The sequence below is a fragment of the Rhodococcus sp. KBW08 genome, from assembly GCF_003852455.1.
GTDB classification, from domain to species: Bacteria; Actinomycetota; Actinomycetes; order Mycobacteriales; family Mycobacteriaceae; genus Rhodococcus_F; species Rhodococcus_F baikonurensis.
On sequence record NZ_QAJJ01000006.1, the window covers coordinates 19,501 to 37,612 of the forward strand.

Genomic DNA, 18,112 nt, shown 5'->3' on the forward strand with positions numbered 1-18,112 from the left:
GCGAGTAGGATTACGACCTGGAGAAACAGGGTGTTTAAGGGTACGCTAACCTCGTTCCAAGAGCGGGCTCTCCGCCGTAGTGAAACAGGAAAGCCGCAGCGTCACATGGGAAAAATCAAGGCAAGCAAGGTCTCGAAGCTCAAGCCGAAAAAGAAGTGCTGCCGGAAGAAGACACGGTGCATCAAGTGCCCCGTCGTCATCATGCGGATGAAGAAGCTCGAGAACGAGGGCGCATCCAAGAAGGAACTGAAAGCCGGTCTCAAGAAGGCCCGCGCGGCGTAAGCGCCCTCAACTCCTCGAGCAGTTCGGGGATCCAGGCTCGATCGTTGTCGACCAGATCCATCGACAAGAGTTCTTCGGCATCGACCCATGCCAACTGGGCGTGGTCGAGCGCGACCGGCTCGCCGGACACCAACTCCGCCCGGTACGCCCGCAGGACCAACCCGGCCGACAGTTGCACATCGACGCCGATTCTTGTTCCGCATCGAACCTCTACCGCAAGCTCCTCGCGCAACTCGCGGGCCAACGCAGCCTGCGGCGTTTCGAACTCCTCGACCTTCCCGCCCGGCAGTTCCCAGCGACCGGCCAACGCCGGCGGACCCGTCCGCTGCGCGAGGAGCAGCCTTCCCCCACGGAAGATCGCACCGGCGACAACTTCGCGATCCCTTGCAGGCACATCACTCATCGCACCATGATGGAGTATGGCCACTTTGTTGTCCGACTCCGCGATCCAAAGCGCTCTCGACGAACTGCCGGCCTGGCAGCTGTCGCCAGGCTCGATCACTCGTACCGTCGATTCCGCGACTTTCCCGGATGCGATCGCGCTTCTTCAACGCATCGCGGCAGTCGCCGAGGCCGCAGATCATCATCCCGACATCGACGTTCGCTGGCGAAAGGTCACGTACACGCTTTCGACACACTCGGCGGGCGGTCTCACGGAACTGGACTTCGACCTTGCCCGTCGAATTGACGTACTCGTCGACGATTCGGTCCGTTTCGACTGATCTCCGAGTGAACAAACCTCGCAATCCGACGTAACAGTTGCATCAACTTTCACATAGATCACTTCAGTCACAGGTATGGTCGCCGTAAATCACGATCGAGGCCGGTCATGCCATAGACTCCCCCCGGTGCGTAGCTGCTCAGCAACTGAACAGCTGTACAACCCGGGGGCTCTGTACATAGAGTGACCCCTCGAGCCGTCAAACGCGGAGCTCGCCTAGGCGCCCGCGCGGTATGACTAAGGATGGGGAAACAGTGCTTCGAACCCGAGGTATGCGAAAGGCGTTCACCGCCGTCGCTATTGCCGCAGTAGCAGGACTGGCATTGCCGGCACAGGCAATGGCCGATCCGGCAGCACCGCCCGCACCCGAAAGTGTGCCGATCGAGTTCCTCGCATCGTTTGCGCCCGCCATCATCGGCGCTGCTGCCGGTCCGGCTGACGTCGCCGGCGGCCCGCAGCAAGCCTTGCTCGACCAGGCTCGCGCGATCCTGAACTCCCCCGGCATTCCGCCCGAGATCAAGGCCACCCTCGAGAAGGTCATCACCTTCCTCGACGGCAGTGGTGGCGGCGGACCGGAAATCCCGAACGAGAACGCTCCCGTCATCGCGCAGTTCCTGTACCCGACGCTCGGCAAGGGTTGCATCTCGGCCACCGCCGATTCGGTCGGAACCGCGCTTGCTGTTCCGGGCCCGGCTCACCTGCCTCCTCCCGGCCCCGCCGCCGGTCAGGCCGGCTTCGTCTTCACCGCTCTCGGAACTGCTCCCGCGGTCGACGACCAGCCGGTGCCGATGACCGTCACCTGGGTCAACATCGACAACCAGCGCAGCGCCACCCAGAACCTGACCAACGCCGCGCGCATCAACCCGGACGGCCCCGCCACTCTGTCGGCCATCGCCGACACCGGCCCCGGACGCGTCCTCTCGGTGATCAGCGGCTCGCTGACCACCCAGCCGGAAGGCGCAGATCGCATCACCTGCAGCTTCCTTCCGACCGTGGGCATGTTCGCGGTAGCTTGATCGAAGTCTCGTGACAGGGACCCGCCGAATTTCGGCGGGTCCCTTTTGCATCTCCGATCACCGTGATAGACCCGATAGATGGGACATCTACGAGTGGACATCACGCATGGCCGTCGAGAGCGGAAATCACGCCCAGACGACCAGTCGATACGGTCGCACAAGTCGACGCGATCGATACTGTCCATCCGATCCGAAGGGTCCATTCTCTCGATCGGATCGGCGTACTCGATTCTCTCGATCGGTAGCGTCGGCTCTTTTCTTTCCATCGGAAGCATCGGATCTACGGCATCGGTGCTGAGTTCGGGGTCTTTCGCCAGTCTCGGGTCGGCGCTGTCCGGTCTCTCACGCTGGTCGTTGCTGTCCTGGCGTGGAAATCATGCAGCCCCCGAAGAACATCCGAAACTTGTTGTCATTGCGCCGGAATCGGATTCGAGCGACCCGAACCCCTCACTGCGGTCGGTTTCGCACTCTCAGACCTGATCCGGCCGCGGCCAGTCGCGACCCTCCAAGTTCTCCACCGAGCGATTGAATTGTCGCAACAGATCACCGAGGGCCTGGCGCTGCTCCGGCCTCCACTCGCGCAGGACCTTCTCGACGCCTGCCGTCGAGTGTTCGCGATCGGCATGAAGTTTCGACAGCCCCTGTGCTGTCGGCCGAACCTTCCGCGCCAGCCCACCGTCCGGATCCTCCACTCGCTCCACCAGACCCTGACGCCTCAGCGCGCCGATCTGCCGGTTGATGGTCGAGATGTCGAGTGAGAAAGCGCAGGAGAGCTCTTTGAGGCTCATGGGATGTTGCAACTCCAGTCGACCGAGCAGTAGATAGGCAGACCGGTCCAGATGAAGTTCGGCCCGTTGAGCGAGCGCGTGATAGCGCGAGAGCAGGGTCAACTCGTACTCGATATCCACCAGTTCGGGTTCCCGATCCACACTCATATTGTGCAGAATACACACGATGTGTAGCGTGCACACTGGGGCGAACGCACCGAAGTAGAACCTCCATGGCGGGAGCCAAATGTCCGTTCACGCAGATTCGTCGAGCGTCGACGAGAAACCCCCGGTCACGAAGTACGCACCCTCGGGTCCCGTGCTTACCGTCCTCGGGCTGTGCGGCATCGTCGTCGCCTTGATGCAGACGCTGGTCGTCCCGATCATTCCGCAGTTGCCGCACCTCCTGAACTCCACTCCCGCCGACACCTCGTGGGCGGTCACCGCAACACTCCTCGCCGCCGCGGTGATCACACCTATCAGCGGACGCCTCGGTGACATGTTCGGCAAGAAACGAATGCTGCTCGTCAGTCTCGGGATGGTCGTCCTGGGCTCGGCGATCTGCGCGATCGCACCTTCTCTGATCGTGCTCGTCATCGGTCGCGCACTTCAAGGTGCATCTGTCGGGGCAATTCCGTTGGGAATCGCAATTATTCGCGACGTGCTTCCACCGAAGAAGGTGGCCGGCGCCATGGCCGTCATGAGTGCCACCCTCGGCGTCGGCGGCGCGATCGGACTGCCGATCGCCGCAGTGATCGCTCAGAATGCCAACTGGCACTTCCTGTTCGTCACTTCGGCGGCATTCGGCTTGATCTGCATCGCACTGGTTGCGTTCGTCATCCCCGAATCAACGGTACGACGTCCGGGCCGTTTCGACTTCGTCGGTGCGCTCGGTCTCACCGTCGGCCTGATCACCCTGCTGCTCCCCATCACCAAAGGTGGGACTTGGGGATGGGGCGACACGAAAACCCTGGGCCTCCTGGCAGTTTCCGCTCTCAGTTTCCTCGTCTGGGGATGGTGGGAACTTCGACGCAACGCACCACTGGTGGACCTCCGCGTATCGGCCCGGCCTCAGGTTCTCTTCACCAACTTCGCGTCCATCGCCGTCGGTTTTGCCATGTACGGCAATTCCTTGACACTCCCCCAACTTCTGATGGCACCGACGTCCACCGGCTACGGACTCGGATTGTCCATGGTTGCAGCGGGACTCGCATTGGCCCCCGGCGGACTCGTCATGATGGCGCTCTCGCCCGTCTCCGCCCGAATTTCGGCGTGGCGTGGCCCACGAATCACGTTGATGCTCGGCGCCCTCGTCATCGGATTGGGTTATGCCTTCGCATATTTCACGGTGTCGAGCGTCTGGCAGGTCGCCGTGGCCGGAATGTTCATCGGCGCGGGCGTCGGGCTCTCGTACTCGGCCATGCCCGCCCTGATCATGGGCGCGGTACCCATCACGGAATCTGCAGCCGCGAACGGCCTGAATTCACTGATGCGATCAATCGGCACGTCGACGTCTGCCGCGATCGTGAGCGTCGTTCTGGCCGGTATGACCATCACCGTCGGCACCGCAGTAATCCCCTCGTTCGAGGCGTTTCGTGCGACGTTCCTGATTTCCATCGCCGCCGCCGTTGTGACGATGGTGTTCGCCGGGTTGATTCCCAAACAGAAAGCCACGTAAGGGAACCAACCCGGCAGAGGACTCACTTCTCCGAAGAGCCTTCGATGCTGCCCGTCTGCAACTTCGACAGAAGTGTGTAGATGAAGTCGATGATGAATTCCACGTGTTGCCCTCTCACATAATGGGTCCCGACCCGTCAACGACGGTACCGCAGAACTCTTCTGCGTCGAATCGCAGACAATCAATTCTGCAACGTGTTCTAATCTGAGGCGACGACGCCTACCCGAGGAGCTTTCATGAGCTGGACACGCACCGAACTCGAAGACGCCTTCGCGGGATATCAGAACACCGTTGTCGAGTGCACACGCTCCGGCGACTGGAACGCCTTCGCGGACATGTTCACCGAGGACGTCGTCTACGTGGAACACGCTTTCGGCACCCTCAACGGCCGAGAGGCGGTACGCAAGTGGGTCACTCGCACGATGACGGAGTTCCCGGGACGCCGGATGACCGAGTTTCCGGCCAACTGGTTCGTCGTCGACGAGGAGCGCGGATGGATCGTGTGCGAGATCGACAACCCGATGGAGGATCCGGGTGACGGATCCAAGCACGGAGCCGCCAACATCACGATCCTGCACTACGCCGGCAACGGACTGTGGTCTCGCGAAGAAGACGCCTACAACCCGATGAACTTCCTGTCGATGGCAAAAGCATGGTGCCTCGCCGCCGAAGCGGCGGGCACCCTCCCCGATGACGCCAAGTCCTGGCTCGCCAAATTCGGCGCTATGGTGCGATAGAACCCATCGGCAACGAGGATCCGACGGGCTGGGCCGGACCGACCGATCCGGCCAACGACCACTGGCCGTAGTCGCGAGTGAGGATCGAATTCAGGTCGACGCCAACGCCGTCGACCTTGCGCTTGTCGATTTCGAACTGGTGCAGGTTTGCCCTCGGATGCACATACCCGGCGGGCGAACCCCAGTTGTGCTGCCAGAACCAGGTTCCGACGCCGGCACTGATCATCGCGTCGATCACGCGAGTATTTCCGTAGACACCGAGCGCTCCGTTGCCGACAACCGAGGCCCACCCCTCGAGGTACGGCGCGATCAGCGTCGTGATCTCGGTGCTGGTGGGGTTGTCGTCGATCGACGCATAGATCGGCCGACCAGAGGGCCCACCGGCAGCAGCGTGGAGTTCGAGGCCCCGGGAAGCGTGACGCTTGCCGGCCTCTCGAGCCCCGCGCCAGTCCGCCGTTCCGCCCTTGCCGAATTGATAGCAGGACACGACTTGGAGTCCGGCCGCCGTCAACGCGTCGGTTTCCCGCGCCAGTACGGGCTTGCCGACCATCCAATCGGCGCCCGGGCGCCTGTCCGAAACGTATCGAATGGCGCCCGCATATCCGGCGGCTTTGATCGCCTGAGCGGACGGCACACCGGCGGCGTAATCGAGCAGGGTCCCGAGTGAACCGGCATTGGCCACCGACGTCGTACCGCTCAACGCAGCGAGTCCGGCAGCGGCCGATCCAGCCGCTGCGTACTTGAAGAGGTTTCTTCGCGAGACGTGCACAAAGCTCCGATCATCGGCGTGTCCCGCTGGAAGTGGCGGGCAGGCAAGCTATCTTCTTTCGCTCGCATTCCACCACAGTCACATCAACCCCGCCATGCACTTGGCCAACAATGCTCACATTGTCACCAAATTGGACGCTAGACAGATAGTCAGACAGACAGCAGTGGCCCCCGAAGACATCGCCTTCGGGGGCCACTGAGTCGGCCTAGCGGCCGGAAGCTATCAGCTGAGCGAGGTGAAGAAGCTCAGAGCGCTGAAGAGATCAGACGCGTTGCTGAAGAAGTCGTTGAGGAAGGTGAAGGCATCCGAGAATTCTGCGCTGCTCATGCGATGTGCTCCTGTCGAAGATACGGTCCAGAGGATTGCCGCCACGTGAGTGGCTGCTGGCGATAAGAGTAGAGGTCTTCCGTTACTTCCGCGACACCAAATGTGTCCGGGACGTTACATTTCGACCCCTTCAGGACACGTACATACACACAGGTGACACCCACCAGCAGTGATCAAACTGTCACCTACGGACGATTTGTTGACGCATTCCGAACATCGTTCCCGATAGCAGCTACCCCACAGCATCAAACCTGTAGGCTGACCACAAGATTGGCAAGCCTTACTTAACAGGGTGGGTGTTGCTCCCGCTAGAGCGCGTACCAGCAGCTTGGCCAAATCCCTCCCGCCAATGTGGCCACGCGAGCTTAGTGCGGGCGCAAACATTCAGCCACAGTTCGAGTTAGCGAGATCTTTACGCCGAAAACGACCGCCCCGACGGCCCGCGGGACCGTACCTATCGGTCATCATAGTGATGCTATTCACACCGATTCGAGGAACTTCGGGCACCGATAACAACCCGATCTCGACACCGATCGGACGTTCGAGGGCAAGGTGGACACCATGAACCTCACAAAGAAGAAAACCTGGAGTGGGCTGTCACCCGCGCAGCGCCGCGTCGTCGCCCTGCTCGCCACGATTCAGTCCCTGCTGGCGATCGCCGCGTGGACAGACTTGGCGCGACGCCCTGCCGATACGGTCAACGGCAGCAAGAAAAAGTGGGCGGCGATCATCTTCGTCAACTTCTTCGGGCCGCTCGCGTACTTCCGCCGAGGCCGGATTCAGTCGAAATAGTCCCAGAACTGCAGCCACTTCACGGACGCGAAGAGCGTCAGAGTCACTGCGTACACCGCTACTACCGCCGCGACGCCGCGAAAATTGGTGCGGGGAACAGCACCGTCGACCGGGTCCAGCCAATGGCGGAACCACCGCGTGACCGTGGGCATCAGAAACCACGTCATGGCGCCGACGCTGATTATCTGGCTCAGCCACATCGACAGCCAGGGAGGTGCTCCGATTCCGTCGAGCAGCGGACCGAGAAATCGTGACAGGGTCATCACTGTCGGATAGAGAACGAGCAGGATGATCATCGCCGTCTTCCAATTCGGCGTCGCACGAGTCTGCCCGTTCTCCGTGCGCAGGATGGTGCCGAACGGTGTCGACCGCGTGGTCTCGGTGAAGTCCTCGGCCAACTCGGCCCGCAGTTTCGGTAGTGCTGCGGCCCTCTCGGGTGACGCCATCCAGACCGCCAACTGCTGTTCTGTCCGAAACCGAAGAACGGACTTCCACTGGGTGGAGTCGGTGACCGACCGCAACAACATCACCGATTCGTAGCCGGAAAATCGCGAACTGAGATCGATGAGGTGTCGTTGCGTTCGCAGAAACTCGTTCTCCTTGCCCACGACGACGGCATGGTCGTACACACCGATACCGGGCGGCGGCAGCACGCCGTCGACCAGGACGAGATCACTCGTCTGCGCCAGAATTCCCGTTGCAGCAGCGGATCTTTCGAGATCGCGGCGATCACTCGACTCGAGCCAACGGTGTAGATCGTCGGCACTTTCGAACGTGACGGACACGCCGTGCGACACCGGTTCCGGTTGATCACTTATGCCACAGCTCAGGTAGCCGTCGAATCGACCGGCGGTCTCGGCCGCGCGCTCGACCCACGCCCGGAATCCCGAACTCGTTCGGTGGTACCCGGTGATGGCAGTTGCGGACACGTCAGCCCGACACCCGGCGCCCTTGCACGTATACGTGCGCAATCGCGGGCTCACGCATCGCCATCAGGAGCCCGAAGAGCGTTTGGTCGCGGGCGAGAATCGGATCGTCCGAACGCGTTCCGTGGTTGACGAGCCCGGCGAGCGGCGGCCATCCGGCCGGATCGATCACCAGGAAGTCTGCTTCTTTGCCCTCGTCGAAGTTGCCGATCCGGTTCTCCATGTCCAGCGCGCGAGCACCGGCGAGTGTTCCGGTGAACAGCAGTTCGGCGGGGTGCATCGACACTCCGTCGTCGCCGGCTTCGGAGATGTGAACTTTGAACGCGTCGCCGAGGACTCGGGTGAGCAGGCACTCGTCGCCCCCGCCGAAATCCGATCCGATCGCGATGTTGACCCCTGACGCCACGGTGCGCTTCCAGGGCATGGTGCCTGAGCCGAGAAACTGCTGGGACGTCGGGCAATGTGCGATCGAGGTTCCGGTCTCGGCCATTCGTGCGAGTTCGGAGTCCTGGCAGTGCACCGAGTGAGCGAGTATCGCACGTGGACCCAGGAAGCTCTTTCCGCCGACCTGCGAGCCGGGGAGGAACTTGCCGTCGTACGTGTCGAGATAGGTCTCGACCTCGTACTCGGCGAGCGTGGTTGCCACCTCGCCCGTTCCGGGCCGATTGTTCTCGTTGAGATGGCTGTGAAAGTAGACGCCCCGGTCACGGACCGAGTCGTACAACTCCCCCAGATCCTTCAATGTCCGTGTTGTCACCGCGAGGGAGAAGCGGGGAACAACTGCAACGTGAATGAGTGCGGTGTTCACGTCGCCGGTGTCGGATGCGTGCCACTTGTCGATCTCCTCGCTGGTGAGTCTGATCGCGTCCTCTTCCGAGGTGATCAGCGCGGCAGCGGAGGCCGGTCCGGTGGTCTGAATCCCGCGGCCGCTGACCACTCGAAGGCCGCGTTTCAGAGTTTCCGAGAACAACGCGTCCTGCGCGTGCGGGAAGGCCGATCCGAACACCATCGCGGCCGTGGTTCCCGTGGCGATTCGGCGAGAACAGAAGGCCTCGGCAGCGTGCTGGGCGAACTCGGGATCGGCAAACCTCGATTCGGAGGGAAAGACACAGAGATCGAGCCACTCGAGGAGTTGACCGCCGCCGTACGCATCGCCGGCGTAAGTCTGCGGGAAATGAATGTGAGCGTCGACGAAGCCGGGCAACAGGAATCCCGGTCGGTGGTCGTGGGTTTCAGCACCTTCGAGATCGCTCGGGAGTGATTCGAATTCTCCGCAGTAGACGATCGTTCCGGCATCGTCGATCGCCAACACGCCGTCCGGGATCGAGACGAGCGACTGCGCCGCATCCTCAACCGTCGGACGACCGGAAATGTGGAAGACATGGCCTCGATGAAGGTGCGTCACCCACTGAGCAAAGCACAGAACTACCCGGCGCCGCGCGGCGAATGCTGTCCTTTTTGTCAGATATTGGGATCAAGCAAGAGTTGCGTGCCAAACAAGAGCCGCAGCCAATGCGCCTGCCCCGTTCAACGACCAATGCAGCGCAATCGGCGCAATGAGGCTGCCACTGCGATGACGAAGCCAGGTGAACACGAGGCCGGCTGCAGCGGTTGCGAGAACAGCTCCGAGGATTCCGGCAACCTGACCGACGACTCCGGTCCCCAGAAAGCCGGAAAGCCCTTCGTTACCACTGGTCAAACCCATCGACGACGCGATGTGCCACAGCCCGAACATCAGTGAACCGGCAGCGGCGACGCCCCGGAATCCGCTGACCCGGTTCAACGTGCCGTGCAGGACGCCGCGGAAGGCCAACTCTTCGGGAATGACGGTCTGCAGCGGGATCACGATCATCGACGCGATGATCGCGCCGGAAATAGTGGCGTAGCGATCCGCCATGAAGAAAGGACGTGTGAGGGGGAGCAACGCGCCAACGGCGACTACGGTCAGGACCAGGCCGACGGCGGCAAGAGCGTACTTCGAACCCCGCCGCAGATCACGAGGTGAGAGCCCTAATTCCGCCCACCCCATCCCCCGGCGCTTGGTGAGCGCCAACAGGACGAGAGCAGAAATGGGGACCGTGGCGATGCTTGCCCATGCGGTGGTGAAATGCGCGATCAGATTGGTTCCCACCAAGACCACGACGACGACAGCGATATCCACATATGCGTGCATACGTGGAAAACGAGGAGCGGTCGCTGCGATCTCCACTGGACCGATCTCCACTGGGCCGCCGCTCGTTAGCTGAAAGTTCACTTTTTCCAGTGTACCGACGCACGAGAACTGCCCGCCACTGTTTGCGAACACGCGCACAGTGACGGACAGATCCCGAAACAGCTCTGATCAGGCGCCGAGTGTGCTCGCAAACTTCGGAACGGCGTTGTCGATTGCGTAGGTCAACCCCGGTACCGAGCCACTCGAGAACGCGTTGACGAGCGCGGGATCGTCGAGGATCAACAAATGCCCCTGCTGAGCCGAAGGAATTGCGCGCAGTAGCGGATCGTTCGCAAACGCACTGCTGTCGAGGAAGATCGGGAACAGCACGGTCAGGTCGGCGTCGAACAGATTCAGGTTCTCGTTGGCGACCGGGATGTAGAAGTTGCCGGTGGCTTTTTCGGTGATCGCCGTCGGGATCGTGAAGCCGAGTCGGGTCATGAAGTCGGCGCGTGCGTCGCCGGGTACATATGCGCCGTAACCATCGGAACTGTAGGCGCCGACCGCCGCGGTCTTGCCCGCGAAGGCCGGATTGGCGGCAATCGCGGCGTCGAACTTGGCGTCGAGGCCGACCAGTAGCGCCTTTCCTTCTGCTTCCTTACCGAGAGCTTCCGCGACGAGTTCGGTCTGCTGCTCGACCGTCGTCCCGTACGCAGTGGTCAGACCCGGCGGCGGCCCGACCGTCGGCGCGATAGCGCTCAGCTTGTCGTAGGTGGCCTGCGTGTTGTCGCTTCGTGTCCACAAGATCAGGTCCGGCTCTAGAGCAATAACGTCCTCGACGCTCAGGTCCATCGTTCCGAGGATCTTCGGGTCTGTGGTGAACTCGTCCGCAATCCAGGGTCCGACGCCTTTGCCACCGAACGCCATCCAGTCCGCGACACCGACCGGCTGCGTTCCGAGGGCAAGTGCTGTTTCGGCGTCCGACCAACCGAGCGCCACGACGCGCTGCGGGTTGGCCGGAACTTCGACGTCGCCGAACATGGTCGAGACGGTTGCTCCCGCCTCCGCGGGTGCGTCAGCGCTGTCGCTGCTGCAGCCGGCAAGCCCGGCGACGGCGAGCGAGGCCGCCAAGGCCGTGACTGCAATCTTCATTCCAGAGACTTTGATTCGCATGGTTACCAGCACTCCTCCAACGCTCCAGCGAGAATTAGGGAAGGCTAGCATCAGCTAACGAAGACTGTCGCCCATCGGCCAGATCGTGTTCAGGATGCGTCCGCGGCCCGTTCGAGCTCTGCGATGTCGATCTTCTTCATCTTCATCATCGCGTCCGTGGCGCGTTGCGCCTTGGCCCGATCCGGATCCTTCATCAGTTCGAGAAGGCGATTCGGGACTACCTGCCAGGACAATCCGAACTTGTCCTTGGCCCATCCGCACGGGCCCTCTTCTCCGCCTTCGGTCAGCCTGGACCAGTAGTGATCGACCTCAGCCTGATCGACGCACGGAATCTCGAAAGACACTGCTTCCGAGAATGTGAACATCGGTCCGCCGTTCAATCCGGTGAATCGCTGACCGTCGAGCTCGAAGCTGACGGTCATCACCGATCCCGCCGGCATTCCAGAAGGCGATCCCTCGACGTACCTTTCGATTCCCAGGATCTGCCCGGAACCGAACACCGAGATGTAGAAGTTTGCTGCTTCTTCTGCTTGGTTGTCGAACCACAAACAGGGAGTGATGGAAGGCATGTTCTGTCCTTGTCGATGAGGTGACGAATCAGGTGTACTCGGTTATAGACCCGACCCGAAGCGGAAACTCATCGCAAGGAATTACTCAAGACGACAACGCAGAGTCGAGCATCGGCCAGGAGCGAACGAGTTCGTCGCGCCAGTACGGCCAACCGTGCGTCCCCACCGGTTGAGCGCTGCGGGTGACATCGACTCCGCGATCGCGCAACACCTGCGTGATCTGGTCGGTGCACAGGTTCGATCCCAGTTCCATGACCCCGCCGACGACCAGTACACGCCCCAGGGCAGGAGTATCGAGAGTTTCGTGCGGGCCTGGCAGTCCCGATCCCGAGGCGAGATACACCTTGGTGCCGCGTAGCTTGTCGGCATTGGCGAAGATGTCGTGCTCTTGCCAAGCCTCGCTGCCTGCCGGACCCCACATCTGCTCCGAACGGGCATTTCCGTTGACGACCACAAGATCGGTCAACGCCTTGCCGAATCCTCCGACGGTTGTGTAGCAGCCGCTGTAGCCCGCGACTGCGTCGTACAACCCGGCCGAGCGTTGGGCCAGGATCAGCGCGGCCTCTGCGCCCATCGAGATCCCACCGATTGCGTTGTGTCCGTTCGTTGCGAACCTCGTGTCGATCAGTGGGGGAAGCTCTTTCGTCAGGAACGTCTCCCATTTCAGACGACCGAATTTCGGATGGTCTTCCTGCCAATCGGTGTACATGGTGCCTGTTCCACCGATGGGGAGTACGACGTTCACGTTCTTGTCGGCAAAGAACGGGACGATATCGCCGTTAGCCGGGGCCAACCAGTTGTTCTCTTCGATCTGCCCGGAATTGCCGTCCAGGAGATACAGCGTCCCGCGCGGTTCCGAGCGGTCGGCAGGAAGCAGTACTTTCACCTGCATGGTGCGCCCCATAGCGGGACTCGCGACGTCGAGAAGAACCAAGCGCGAAGACAGTTCGGTGACGCCCGTTATCTTCGGGGTCTCGTCGGCGAGCGCGGTCGAGGGCAGCGCAAGTAGTGAAATCAAGGCGAGCGCGCCGACGAGACCTACGCTTCGAAGACTCGCTCGATGGGACCTCACACGCCGAGCGACGCGGCGATCATCGGCCACGAGTCGTGTAAGTCGTCTTCCCAGTATCCCCATGAATGCGTTCCTGCCGGCTTGAAGTTGTAGCGAATGTTGTTCATACCCAATGCGTTCGTCCTGTCCGCAAGCTGGGTGGTGCAGTAGTGCGTTGCCGCCTCGATTCCGCCACCGAGAACGAGCTGCAACGCCAAATCTGTGACGTCGTTGCCGATCCGTGGATCGGCAAGTGCGTCGTACGGACCCGGAATCCCGGTTGCAGTGGTGATGTACATCGGGATGCGAGGTAACTTGTCCGCGTTGACAACCGGATCGTGAGCCGGCCAGCCGGTACCATCGTACGGACCCCACATGTTCTCCGCGTCACCGCCACCCACTGCAACCACGAGTTTCACGAAGTCCTGACCGATGCCGGGACTCGTCATCGCACACCCACTGAAGGACCCGACACTGTTGTACAGCGAGGGCGCCGCCATAGCCAGATCCAGTACCGACGTGCCTGCCATCGACAAGCCTGCCAGAGCGTTCTCGCCGGTCGTCGCGAACATCGAATCGATCACCGGCGGTAGTTCTTCCGTCAAGAACGTGGTCCACATGTTGACCCCGTTGTTGTTGCCGGACTTCGCGAGGCCGGGGTCCGGCCGCTCCCAATCGGTGTAGTAGCTGAATGCTCCGCCCAGAGGGGTGACCACGTTGACGTGCTTGTCCGCGAAGAACTTCGGCGCATCGGTCCGCACCGACCACGTCGCATCGTCTTTGCCTCCGTCCACTCCGTTGAGTAGGTAGAGCGTCGGAGCGGGCCTCGAGGTATCAGCGGGTCGCAAGACCTGCAACGGAATGTCGCGCCCCATCGACGGTGAGTACACCGAGATGTCGACCAGCCTGCTGTCCACCGACTGAGCGTGACCCGGTGCCGTGAGGAGCTGGAGCCCACATACTGCCGTGGCCAACGCCACGAAGACGCGGAAAACCGTTCGCAAAGCACGAGTCTCGATCATCGGGGTCACTCTCTTCGGCAGCGGAACCTTTCGAACGGTACCGGCTGAAAGAGACAAACCCGACGTGATCGGAAAAACTCGATCCGGTCGACCTAGTTCCGATCGACGCGGAAAGGCTCACGCACCGAGTGCGTGAGCCTTTCTCGTCAGACGGCGCTTACTTGGGCGTAACCGTGCCGCCACTGAGCTCGGTCAGCGAATTGAAGAATGCGGTGCCGACGTTGTTGACAGCCGTGATGACGTTCCCCACGATTTCGAAGGATCCCATGAAAACTCCTACAGTTGTTTAGGTCTCGGTCACCCGAGCGGAAGTTGTGTGGTCGAACGATCCGATTCCAGCGAGCAGGATCAGAGGAGGGGCTTGAGGCTGCCCGTGTTCGTCTGAACCGAACCGATGAAGGTTTCGAACAACTGGTCGCCGGCACCGACCGAGCCGAGGCCCTTGAGTGCAAGTTCGACGATCGACATCAGTGAACCCATGTGAATCTCCTAGAGAAGTCAGAGGTCAGCTGCCCAAAGCACCCGACAGTGCTGTGACAGCTGCGTCACATCTGTAATGTATCCGTGACGTGGGTAACAGTAATCATACGAACGACCAGTTGGCAAAGGATTTCGACAATGGGGTCATTATTTCGACTAATAAGGCCTGCTACTGAAAAAATTCCGGCCAATCGGTCGAATCTGACCAATTCTGTCGCCACATTGATCAACCACCCCAAATCCTGCGGTTACCCACCAGTAAACTGAAATCATGTCTAGCGCAACCTCACTCACGCAGGTAGCTAATTTCCGGTGGCACCGCCATCAACTCGACAGGCCCCATTCCGGTGATGCCGATCACAACGACTGCGCAATACTCGACCTCGGGATTCAGAACACCGGACCGGACGGCGCCGCGTGGGCACTGCGGATCCGCGGCGTCCGCGGCGACGCCACTGACCTCGCTCTTGCCTGGACGTTGCGCGGCGCTCCCCACTACTACCGTCGTCGCGACCTGCCTGCTGTCGCCGTCGCCACGTCCCCGTTCAGCGAAGCTGATGCAGCCAAACGCATTTACGACGCGAACCGGCCACTGAAGGCCGCCGGCATTCCGACCCTGACCGCTCTGCAAACAGTTGCTACCGCGATGCGGGACATCGTCTCCAAACCAACCGTCAAGGGCGAGATGTCCGTGAAGTTGACCACCCGGGTCACCGAGCCGTATCTGAGATTCTGCCGCCCGTGCAACGCCACCCATCTGTACGAGATGCCGTTCCGGCTCGCGGCACTTCAGGCAGGCCTCGAGCTGCAGCCGGGCACATCTCCCCCAGTGCTCGAACGCATTCCGGGTTGGCGCCGACGCCCGTACACATCCTCAGGTTCGGACGCCGATCCTCGCTTCGACGTGATCCGCGGATATTTGCGCTTCTACGGCCCCGCCACTCCTGCTCTCGTTGCGTCGTTTCTCGATGCCCCGGTCAAGGACGTCAGGACCCACTGGCCCACCGATACCGAGGAGATCGAGGTGAACGGCGAGAAGCGGTGGATTCTCGAACAGGACCGCGAAGACTTGCTCGGCTCCCCCACCGATTCGAGCACTCGCCTACTCGGGCCTTTCGATCCGTATGTACAGCTCAAGGATCGGGACACCCTGGTTCCCGATCCGGACGCACAGAAGACGGTGTGGCCAACCCTCGGGCGACCGGGCACGGTGGTGGTCGGCGGCACGATCACCGGACTGTGGCGACCGCGGGCGTCCGGAAAGAAGCTGAAGGTCGCGGTCACCCCGTGGGGAACGTGGTCACGATCGGCCCGCGCAGCGGTGGCCGAGCAGGCCGAAATCCTTGCCGAATTTCGCGGCGTCGAGCTCTCCGAACTGGTCGAAGTATCTTGATCGAGCCAGTGGTATCCGGATAATTCCAGCTCACACCCGCCCCGATTCAGAGAAGGAAACCCCCAACGATAACCTGAATACGACCTTCGCACGCACCCTTGTTCAGGAGAGATGATGGCCGACTTCCTCTATGAGGACCTGTTGCCGATCGGTGATGACACCACCGAGTACCGATTGCTCACCACCGAAGGGGTGTCGACAGTCGAGGGACCGGACGGCCGCACCTTCCTGCAGGTCGAGCCCGAAGCAATGCGCTTGCTGACCGAAACGGCGCTGCACGACATCTCTCATTACCTGCGCACGGATCACCTGACGCAGCTCGCGAGCATCCTCGACGATCCCGAAGCCTCGAACAACGACAAGTTCGTAGCGCTCGATCTGCTCAAGAACGCCAATATCGCCGCTGCCGGCGTTCTGCCGATGTGCCAGGACACCGGAACCGCCATCGTCATGGGCAAGCGTGGACAGCACGTACTCACCCCCGGCGACGACGAGAAGTCCATCGCCCGCGGTGTCTACGACGCCTACACGCGTCTGAACCTGCGCTACTCGCAGAACGCCCCCATCACGATGTGGGACGAGAAGAACACTGGCAACAACTTGCCCGCACAGATCGAGCTGTATGCCGATACTGCTGCCGGACACGAGAACTCGTACAAGTTCCTCTTCATGGCCAAGGGCGGCGGCAGCGCCAACAAGTCCTACCTGTACCAGGAAACCAAAGCAATCCTGAACCCTGACTCGATGATGCAGTTCCTCGAGGCAAAGATCCGCTCGCTCGGTACTGCTGCCTGCCCGCCGTACCACCTTGCAATCGTCGTCGGCGGTACTTCGGCCGAGTTCGCGATGAAGACGGCGAAGTACGCGTCGGCACACTATCTCGACGAACTGCCTACCGAAGGCGCCATCACGGGTCGCGGCTTCCGAGATCACGAACTCGAGAAGAAGGTCTTCGAGCTCACGCAAAAGATCGGTATCGGCGCCCAGTTCGGCGGCAAGTACTTCTGCCACGACGTCCGCGTCGTCCGACTCCCCCGTCACGGTGCTTCCTTGCCCGTCGCCATTGCGGTGTCGTGCTCGGCCGATCGACAGGCGAAGGCCAAGATCACCCCGGAGGGCGTGTTCCTGGAACAGCTCGAATTCAACCCTGGCCGTTTCTTGCCCGAGGTCACGGACGCTCAGCTCGACGAAGAGACGGATGGCATTTCGGGTACCGGCAAGGGTGCTGCGGTCAAGATCGATCTGACCAAGCCGATGTCGGAGATCCTCGCCGAGCTTTCCAAGCACCCGGTGAAGACTCGTCTCTCCTTGACCGGTCCGCTCGTCGTGGCACGCGACATCGCGCACGCCAAGATCAAAGAGCGTCTCGACGCAGGTGAAGAGATGCCGCAGTACCTCAAGGATCACCCGGTGTACTACGCCGGTCCCGCCAAGACACCCGACGGTATGGCATCCGGTTCGTTCGGCCCGACCACGGCCGGCCGTATGGACTCGTACGTCGAGCAGTTCCAGGCCGCCGGTGGCTCGATGATCATGCTCGCCAAGGGAAACCGCTCCAAGCAGGTCACCGACGCCTGCAACACCCACGGCGGTTTCTACCTCGGATCCATCGGTGGACCGGCAGCTCGCCTGGCACTCGACTGCATCAAGAAGGTCGACATCCTCGAGTACGCCGAGCTGGGGATGGAAGCCGTCTGGAAGATCGACGTCGAGGACTTCCCCGCGTTCATCGTCGTCGACGACAAGGGCAACGACTTCTTCGCCCATACCGGTGAAGTGACCCTGACGATCGGTAAGCGTCCAGGCCTGTAGACACGTCAACAGCAAAGAGCCCCGGCGAGTTTCGATCGCCGGGGCTCTTTTGTGTCTTTGTCAGGTCCAGAGCGCGGCCACGAATACGGTCACGATCGACAAACCGCCGACGACGTGTACCAGATTCGGATTGGGCTGGCCCTTCTTCTGCTTCGCACGGGTGATCTCGGCAAGCGCCACGATGACCAGCGAAAGCACCAGCTTCACAGCGATCTTCGCGTGAATGTAGTTCTTGTCCAGGGCGCCTTCGCCCAACCCGACGATGATCAGGCCGGACACGAACTGCATCCTGGCACCCCACACCATGACCTCGGTGATCGAAGGAGCCTTGAGGACGGTGAAGTAGCTACCGACCAGGGCAGCCATACCGAGTAGGTGAATCACTACAAAGACGTTGTATAGAACAGACATACAAGCACTTTAACTTGTACCTTGTTCTGGCCGA

The 18,112-nt window shown here is 61.3% G+C and carries 21 protein-coding genes; 9 read left to right on the plus strand and 12 right to left on the minus strand.

Going from position 1 to position 18,112, the window contains the following annotated elements; translation table 11 throughout:
• The first annotated feature begins 105 nt into the window (after window positions 1-105).
• Entirely contained in the window at window positions 106-282 is a 177-nt protein-coding gene (locus tag DBV08_RS32255; protein WP_019744526.1) for a hypothetical protein, read from the plus strand.
• Here DBV08_RS32255 and DBV08_RS07770 read toward each other — a convergent pair.
• On the minus strand, window positions 260-685 hold the full coding sequence (locus tag DBV08_RS07770) for a (deoxy)nucleoside triphosphate pyrophosphohydrolase (RefSeq protein WP_124567050.1): 426 nt from the start codon (window positions 683-685) through the stop codon (window positions 260-262). The genes DBV08_RS32255 and DBV08_RS07770 overlap by 23 nt on opposite strands.
• A 16-nt stretch (window positions 686-701) precedes the next feature.
• Between DBV08_RS07770 and DBV08_RS07775 the strand changes: the two genes are divergently transcribed.
• From DBV08_RS07775 to DBV08_RS32790, 3 genes are all read left to right on the plus strand, one after another.
• On the plus strand, window positions 702-1,004 hold the full coding sequence (locus DBV08_RS07775) for a 4a-hydroxytetrahydrobiopterin dehydratase (protein WP_029255826.1): 303 nt from the start codon (window positions 702-704) through the stop codon (window positions 1,002-1,004).
• Window positions 1,005-1,275: 271 nt separating this feature from the next.
• Complete coding sequence (locus tag DBV08_RS07780; protein ID WP_095972224.1) at window positions 1,276-2,019, plus strand: hypothetical protein; 744 nt, start codon at window positions 1,276-1,278, stop codon at window positions 2,017-2,019.
• A 78-nt stretch (window positions 2,020-2,097) separates the two neighbouring features.
• Window positions 2,098-2,499, plus strand: coding sequence for a hypothetical protein (locus DBV08_RS32790; RefSeq protein WP_234036817.1), 402 nt, complete (start codon window positions 2,098-2,100; stop codon window positions 2,497-2,499).
• On the opposite strand, the gene DBV08_RS07790 is transcribed toward DBV08_RS32790, so the two are convergent.
• Window positions 2,490-2,954 (minus strand): MarR family winged helix-turn-helix transcriptional regulator, encoded by a 465-nt coding sequence (locus DBV08_RS07790; protein ID WP_185564514.1) that lies wholly within the window; start codon window positions 2,952-2,954, stop codon window positions 2,490-2,492. The two genes, DBV08_RS32790 and DBV08_RS07790, sit on opposite strands and share 10 nt — an antisense overlap.
• 79 nt (window positions 2,955-3,033) lie before the next feature.
• Here DBV08_RS07790 and DBV08_RS07795 point away from each other — a divergent pair, with 79 nt between their 5' ends.
• Window positions 3,034-4,464, plus strand: a complete 1,431-nt coding sequence (locus DBV08_RS07795; RefSeq protein WP_095972223.1) for an MFS transporter — start codon at window positions 3,034-3,036, stop codon at window positions 4,462-4,464.
• Between the two features lie 236 nt (window positions 4,465-4,700).
• Window positions 4,701-5,201 carry a nuclear transport factor 2 family protein gene (locus tag DBV08_RS07800; RefSeq protein WP_124567051.1) on the plus strand — a complete coding sequence of 167 codons (501 nt, stop codon included), beginning with the start codon at window positions 4,701-4,703 and terminating at the stop codon, window positions 5,199-5,201.
• Here DBV08_RS07800 and DBV08_RS07805 read toward each other — a convergent pair.
• Window positions 5,188-5,970 (minus strand): DUF1906 domain-containing protein, encoded by a 783-nt coding sequence (locus DBV08_RS07805; protein ID WP_124567052.1) that lies wholly within the window; start codon window positions 5,968-5,970, stop codon window positions 5,188-5,190. The two genes, DBV08_RS07800 and DBV08_RS07805, sit on opposite strands and share 14 nt — an antisense overlap.
• Window positions 5,971-6,858: 888 nt before the next feature.
• On the opposite strand from DBV08_RS07805, the gene DBV08_RS07810 reads away from it, so the two are divergent.
• Window positions 6,859-7,089: a PLD nuclease N-terminal domain-containing protein gene (locus DBV08_RS07810; protein ID WP_185564515.1), complete on the plus strand. Its 231-nt coding sequence runs from the start codon at window positions 6,859-6,861 to the stop codon at window positions 7,087-7,089.
• Here DBV08_RS07810 and DBV08_RS07815 read toward each other — a convergent pair.
• The 8 genes from DBV08_RS07815 to DBV08_RS32795 all read right to left on the minus strand — a co-directional run bounded on the left by DBV08_RS07815 (window position 7,077) and on the right by DBV08_RS32795 (window position 14,462).
• Window positions 7,077-8,018: an antibiotic biosynthesis monooxygenase gene (locus DBV08_RS07815; RefSeq protein ID WP_124567054.1), complete on the minus strand. Its 942-nt coding sequence runs from the start codon at window positions 8,016-8,018 to the stop codon at window positions 7,077-7,079. The two genes, DBV08_RS07810 and DBV08_RS07815, sit on opposite strands and share 13 nt — an antisense overlap.
• Before the next feature lies 1 nt (window position 8,019).
• The gene (locus DBV08_RS07820; RefSeq protein WP_124567055.1) at window positions 8,020-9,420 is read right to left on the minus strand and encodes an amidohydrolase family protein; all 1,401 of its coding nucleotides are present in this window, start codon (window positions 9,418-9,420) and stop codon (window positions 8,020-8,022) included.
• Between the two features lie 69 nt (window positions 9,421-9,489).
• On the minus strand, window positions 9,490-10,188 hold the full coding sequence (locus tag DBV08_RS07825; RefSeq protein WP_124567143.1) for a CPBP family intramembrane glutamic endopeptidase: 699 nt from the start codon (window positions 10,186-10,188) through the stop codon (window positions 9,490-9,492).
• A 168-nt stretch (window positions 10,189-10,356) separates the two neighbouring features.
• Window positions 10,357-11,319, minus strand: coding sequence for an iron-siderophore ABC transporter substrate-binding protein (locus tag DBV08_RS07830; protein ID WP_260395366.1), 963 nt, complete (start codon window positions 11,317-11,319; stop codon window positions 10,357-10,359).
• A gap of 110 nt (window positions 11,320-11,429) precedes the next feature.
• Window positions 11,430-11,909: a VOC family protein gene (locus DBV08_RS07835; protein WP_003945229.1), complete on the minus strand. Its 480-nt coding sequence runs from the start codon at window positions 11,907-11,909 to the stop codon at window positions 11,430-11,432.
• A gap of 85 nt (window positions 11,910-11,994) precedes the next feature.
• Window positions 11,995-12,927, minus strand: coding sequence for an alpha/beta hydrolase family protein (locus DBV08_RS07840; RefSeq protein WP_260395367.1), 933 nt, complete (start codon window positions 12,925-12,927; stop codon window positions 11,995-11,997).
• A 50-nt stretch (window positions 12,928-12,977) separates the two neighbouring features.
• Window positions 12,978-13,982, minus strand: a complete 1,005-nt coding sequence (locus DBV08_RS07845; protein ID WP_124567057.1) for an alpha/beta hydrolase family protein — start codon at window positions 13,980-13,982, stop codon at window positions 12,978-12,980.
• A gap of 348 nt (window positions 13,983-14,330) precedes the next feature.
• Window positions 14,331-14,462: a hypothetical protein gene (locus DBV08_RS32795; protein WP_255246888.1), complete on the minus strand. Its 132-nt coding sequence runs from the start codon at window positions 14,460-14,462 to the stop codon at window positions 14,331-14,333.
• A gap of 271 nt (window positions 14,463-14,733) precedes the next feature.
• Here DBV08_RS32795 and DBV08_RS07850 point away from each other — a divergent pair, with 271 nt between their 5' ends.
• Both DBV08_RS07850 and DBV08_RS07855 read left to right on the plus strand, forming a co-directional pair.
• Complete coding sequence (locus DBV08_RS07850) at window positions 14,734-15,855, plus strand: winged helix DNA-binding domain-containing protein (protein WP_124567058.1); 1,122 nt, start codon at window positions 14,734-14,736, stop codon at window positions 15,853-15,855.
• A gap of 114 nt (window positions 15,856-15,969) precedes the next feature.
• A complete protein-coding gene (locus DBV08_RS07855; protein WP_029536802.1) occupies window positions 15,970-17,667 on the plus strand; it encodes a fumarate hydratase in 1,698 nt (565 codons plus the stop codon).
• A gap of 60 nt (window positions 17,668-17,727) precedes the next feature.
• On the opposite strand, the gene DBV08_RS07860 is transcribed toward DBV08_RS07855, so the two are convergent.
• Complete coding sequence (locus tag DBV08_RS07860) at window positions 17,728-18,078, minus strand: hypothetical protein (protein ID WP_003945214.1); 351 nt, start codon at window positions 18,076-18,078, stop codon at window positions 17,728-17,730.
• Window positions 18,079-18,112 lie beyond the last annotated feature (34 nt).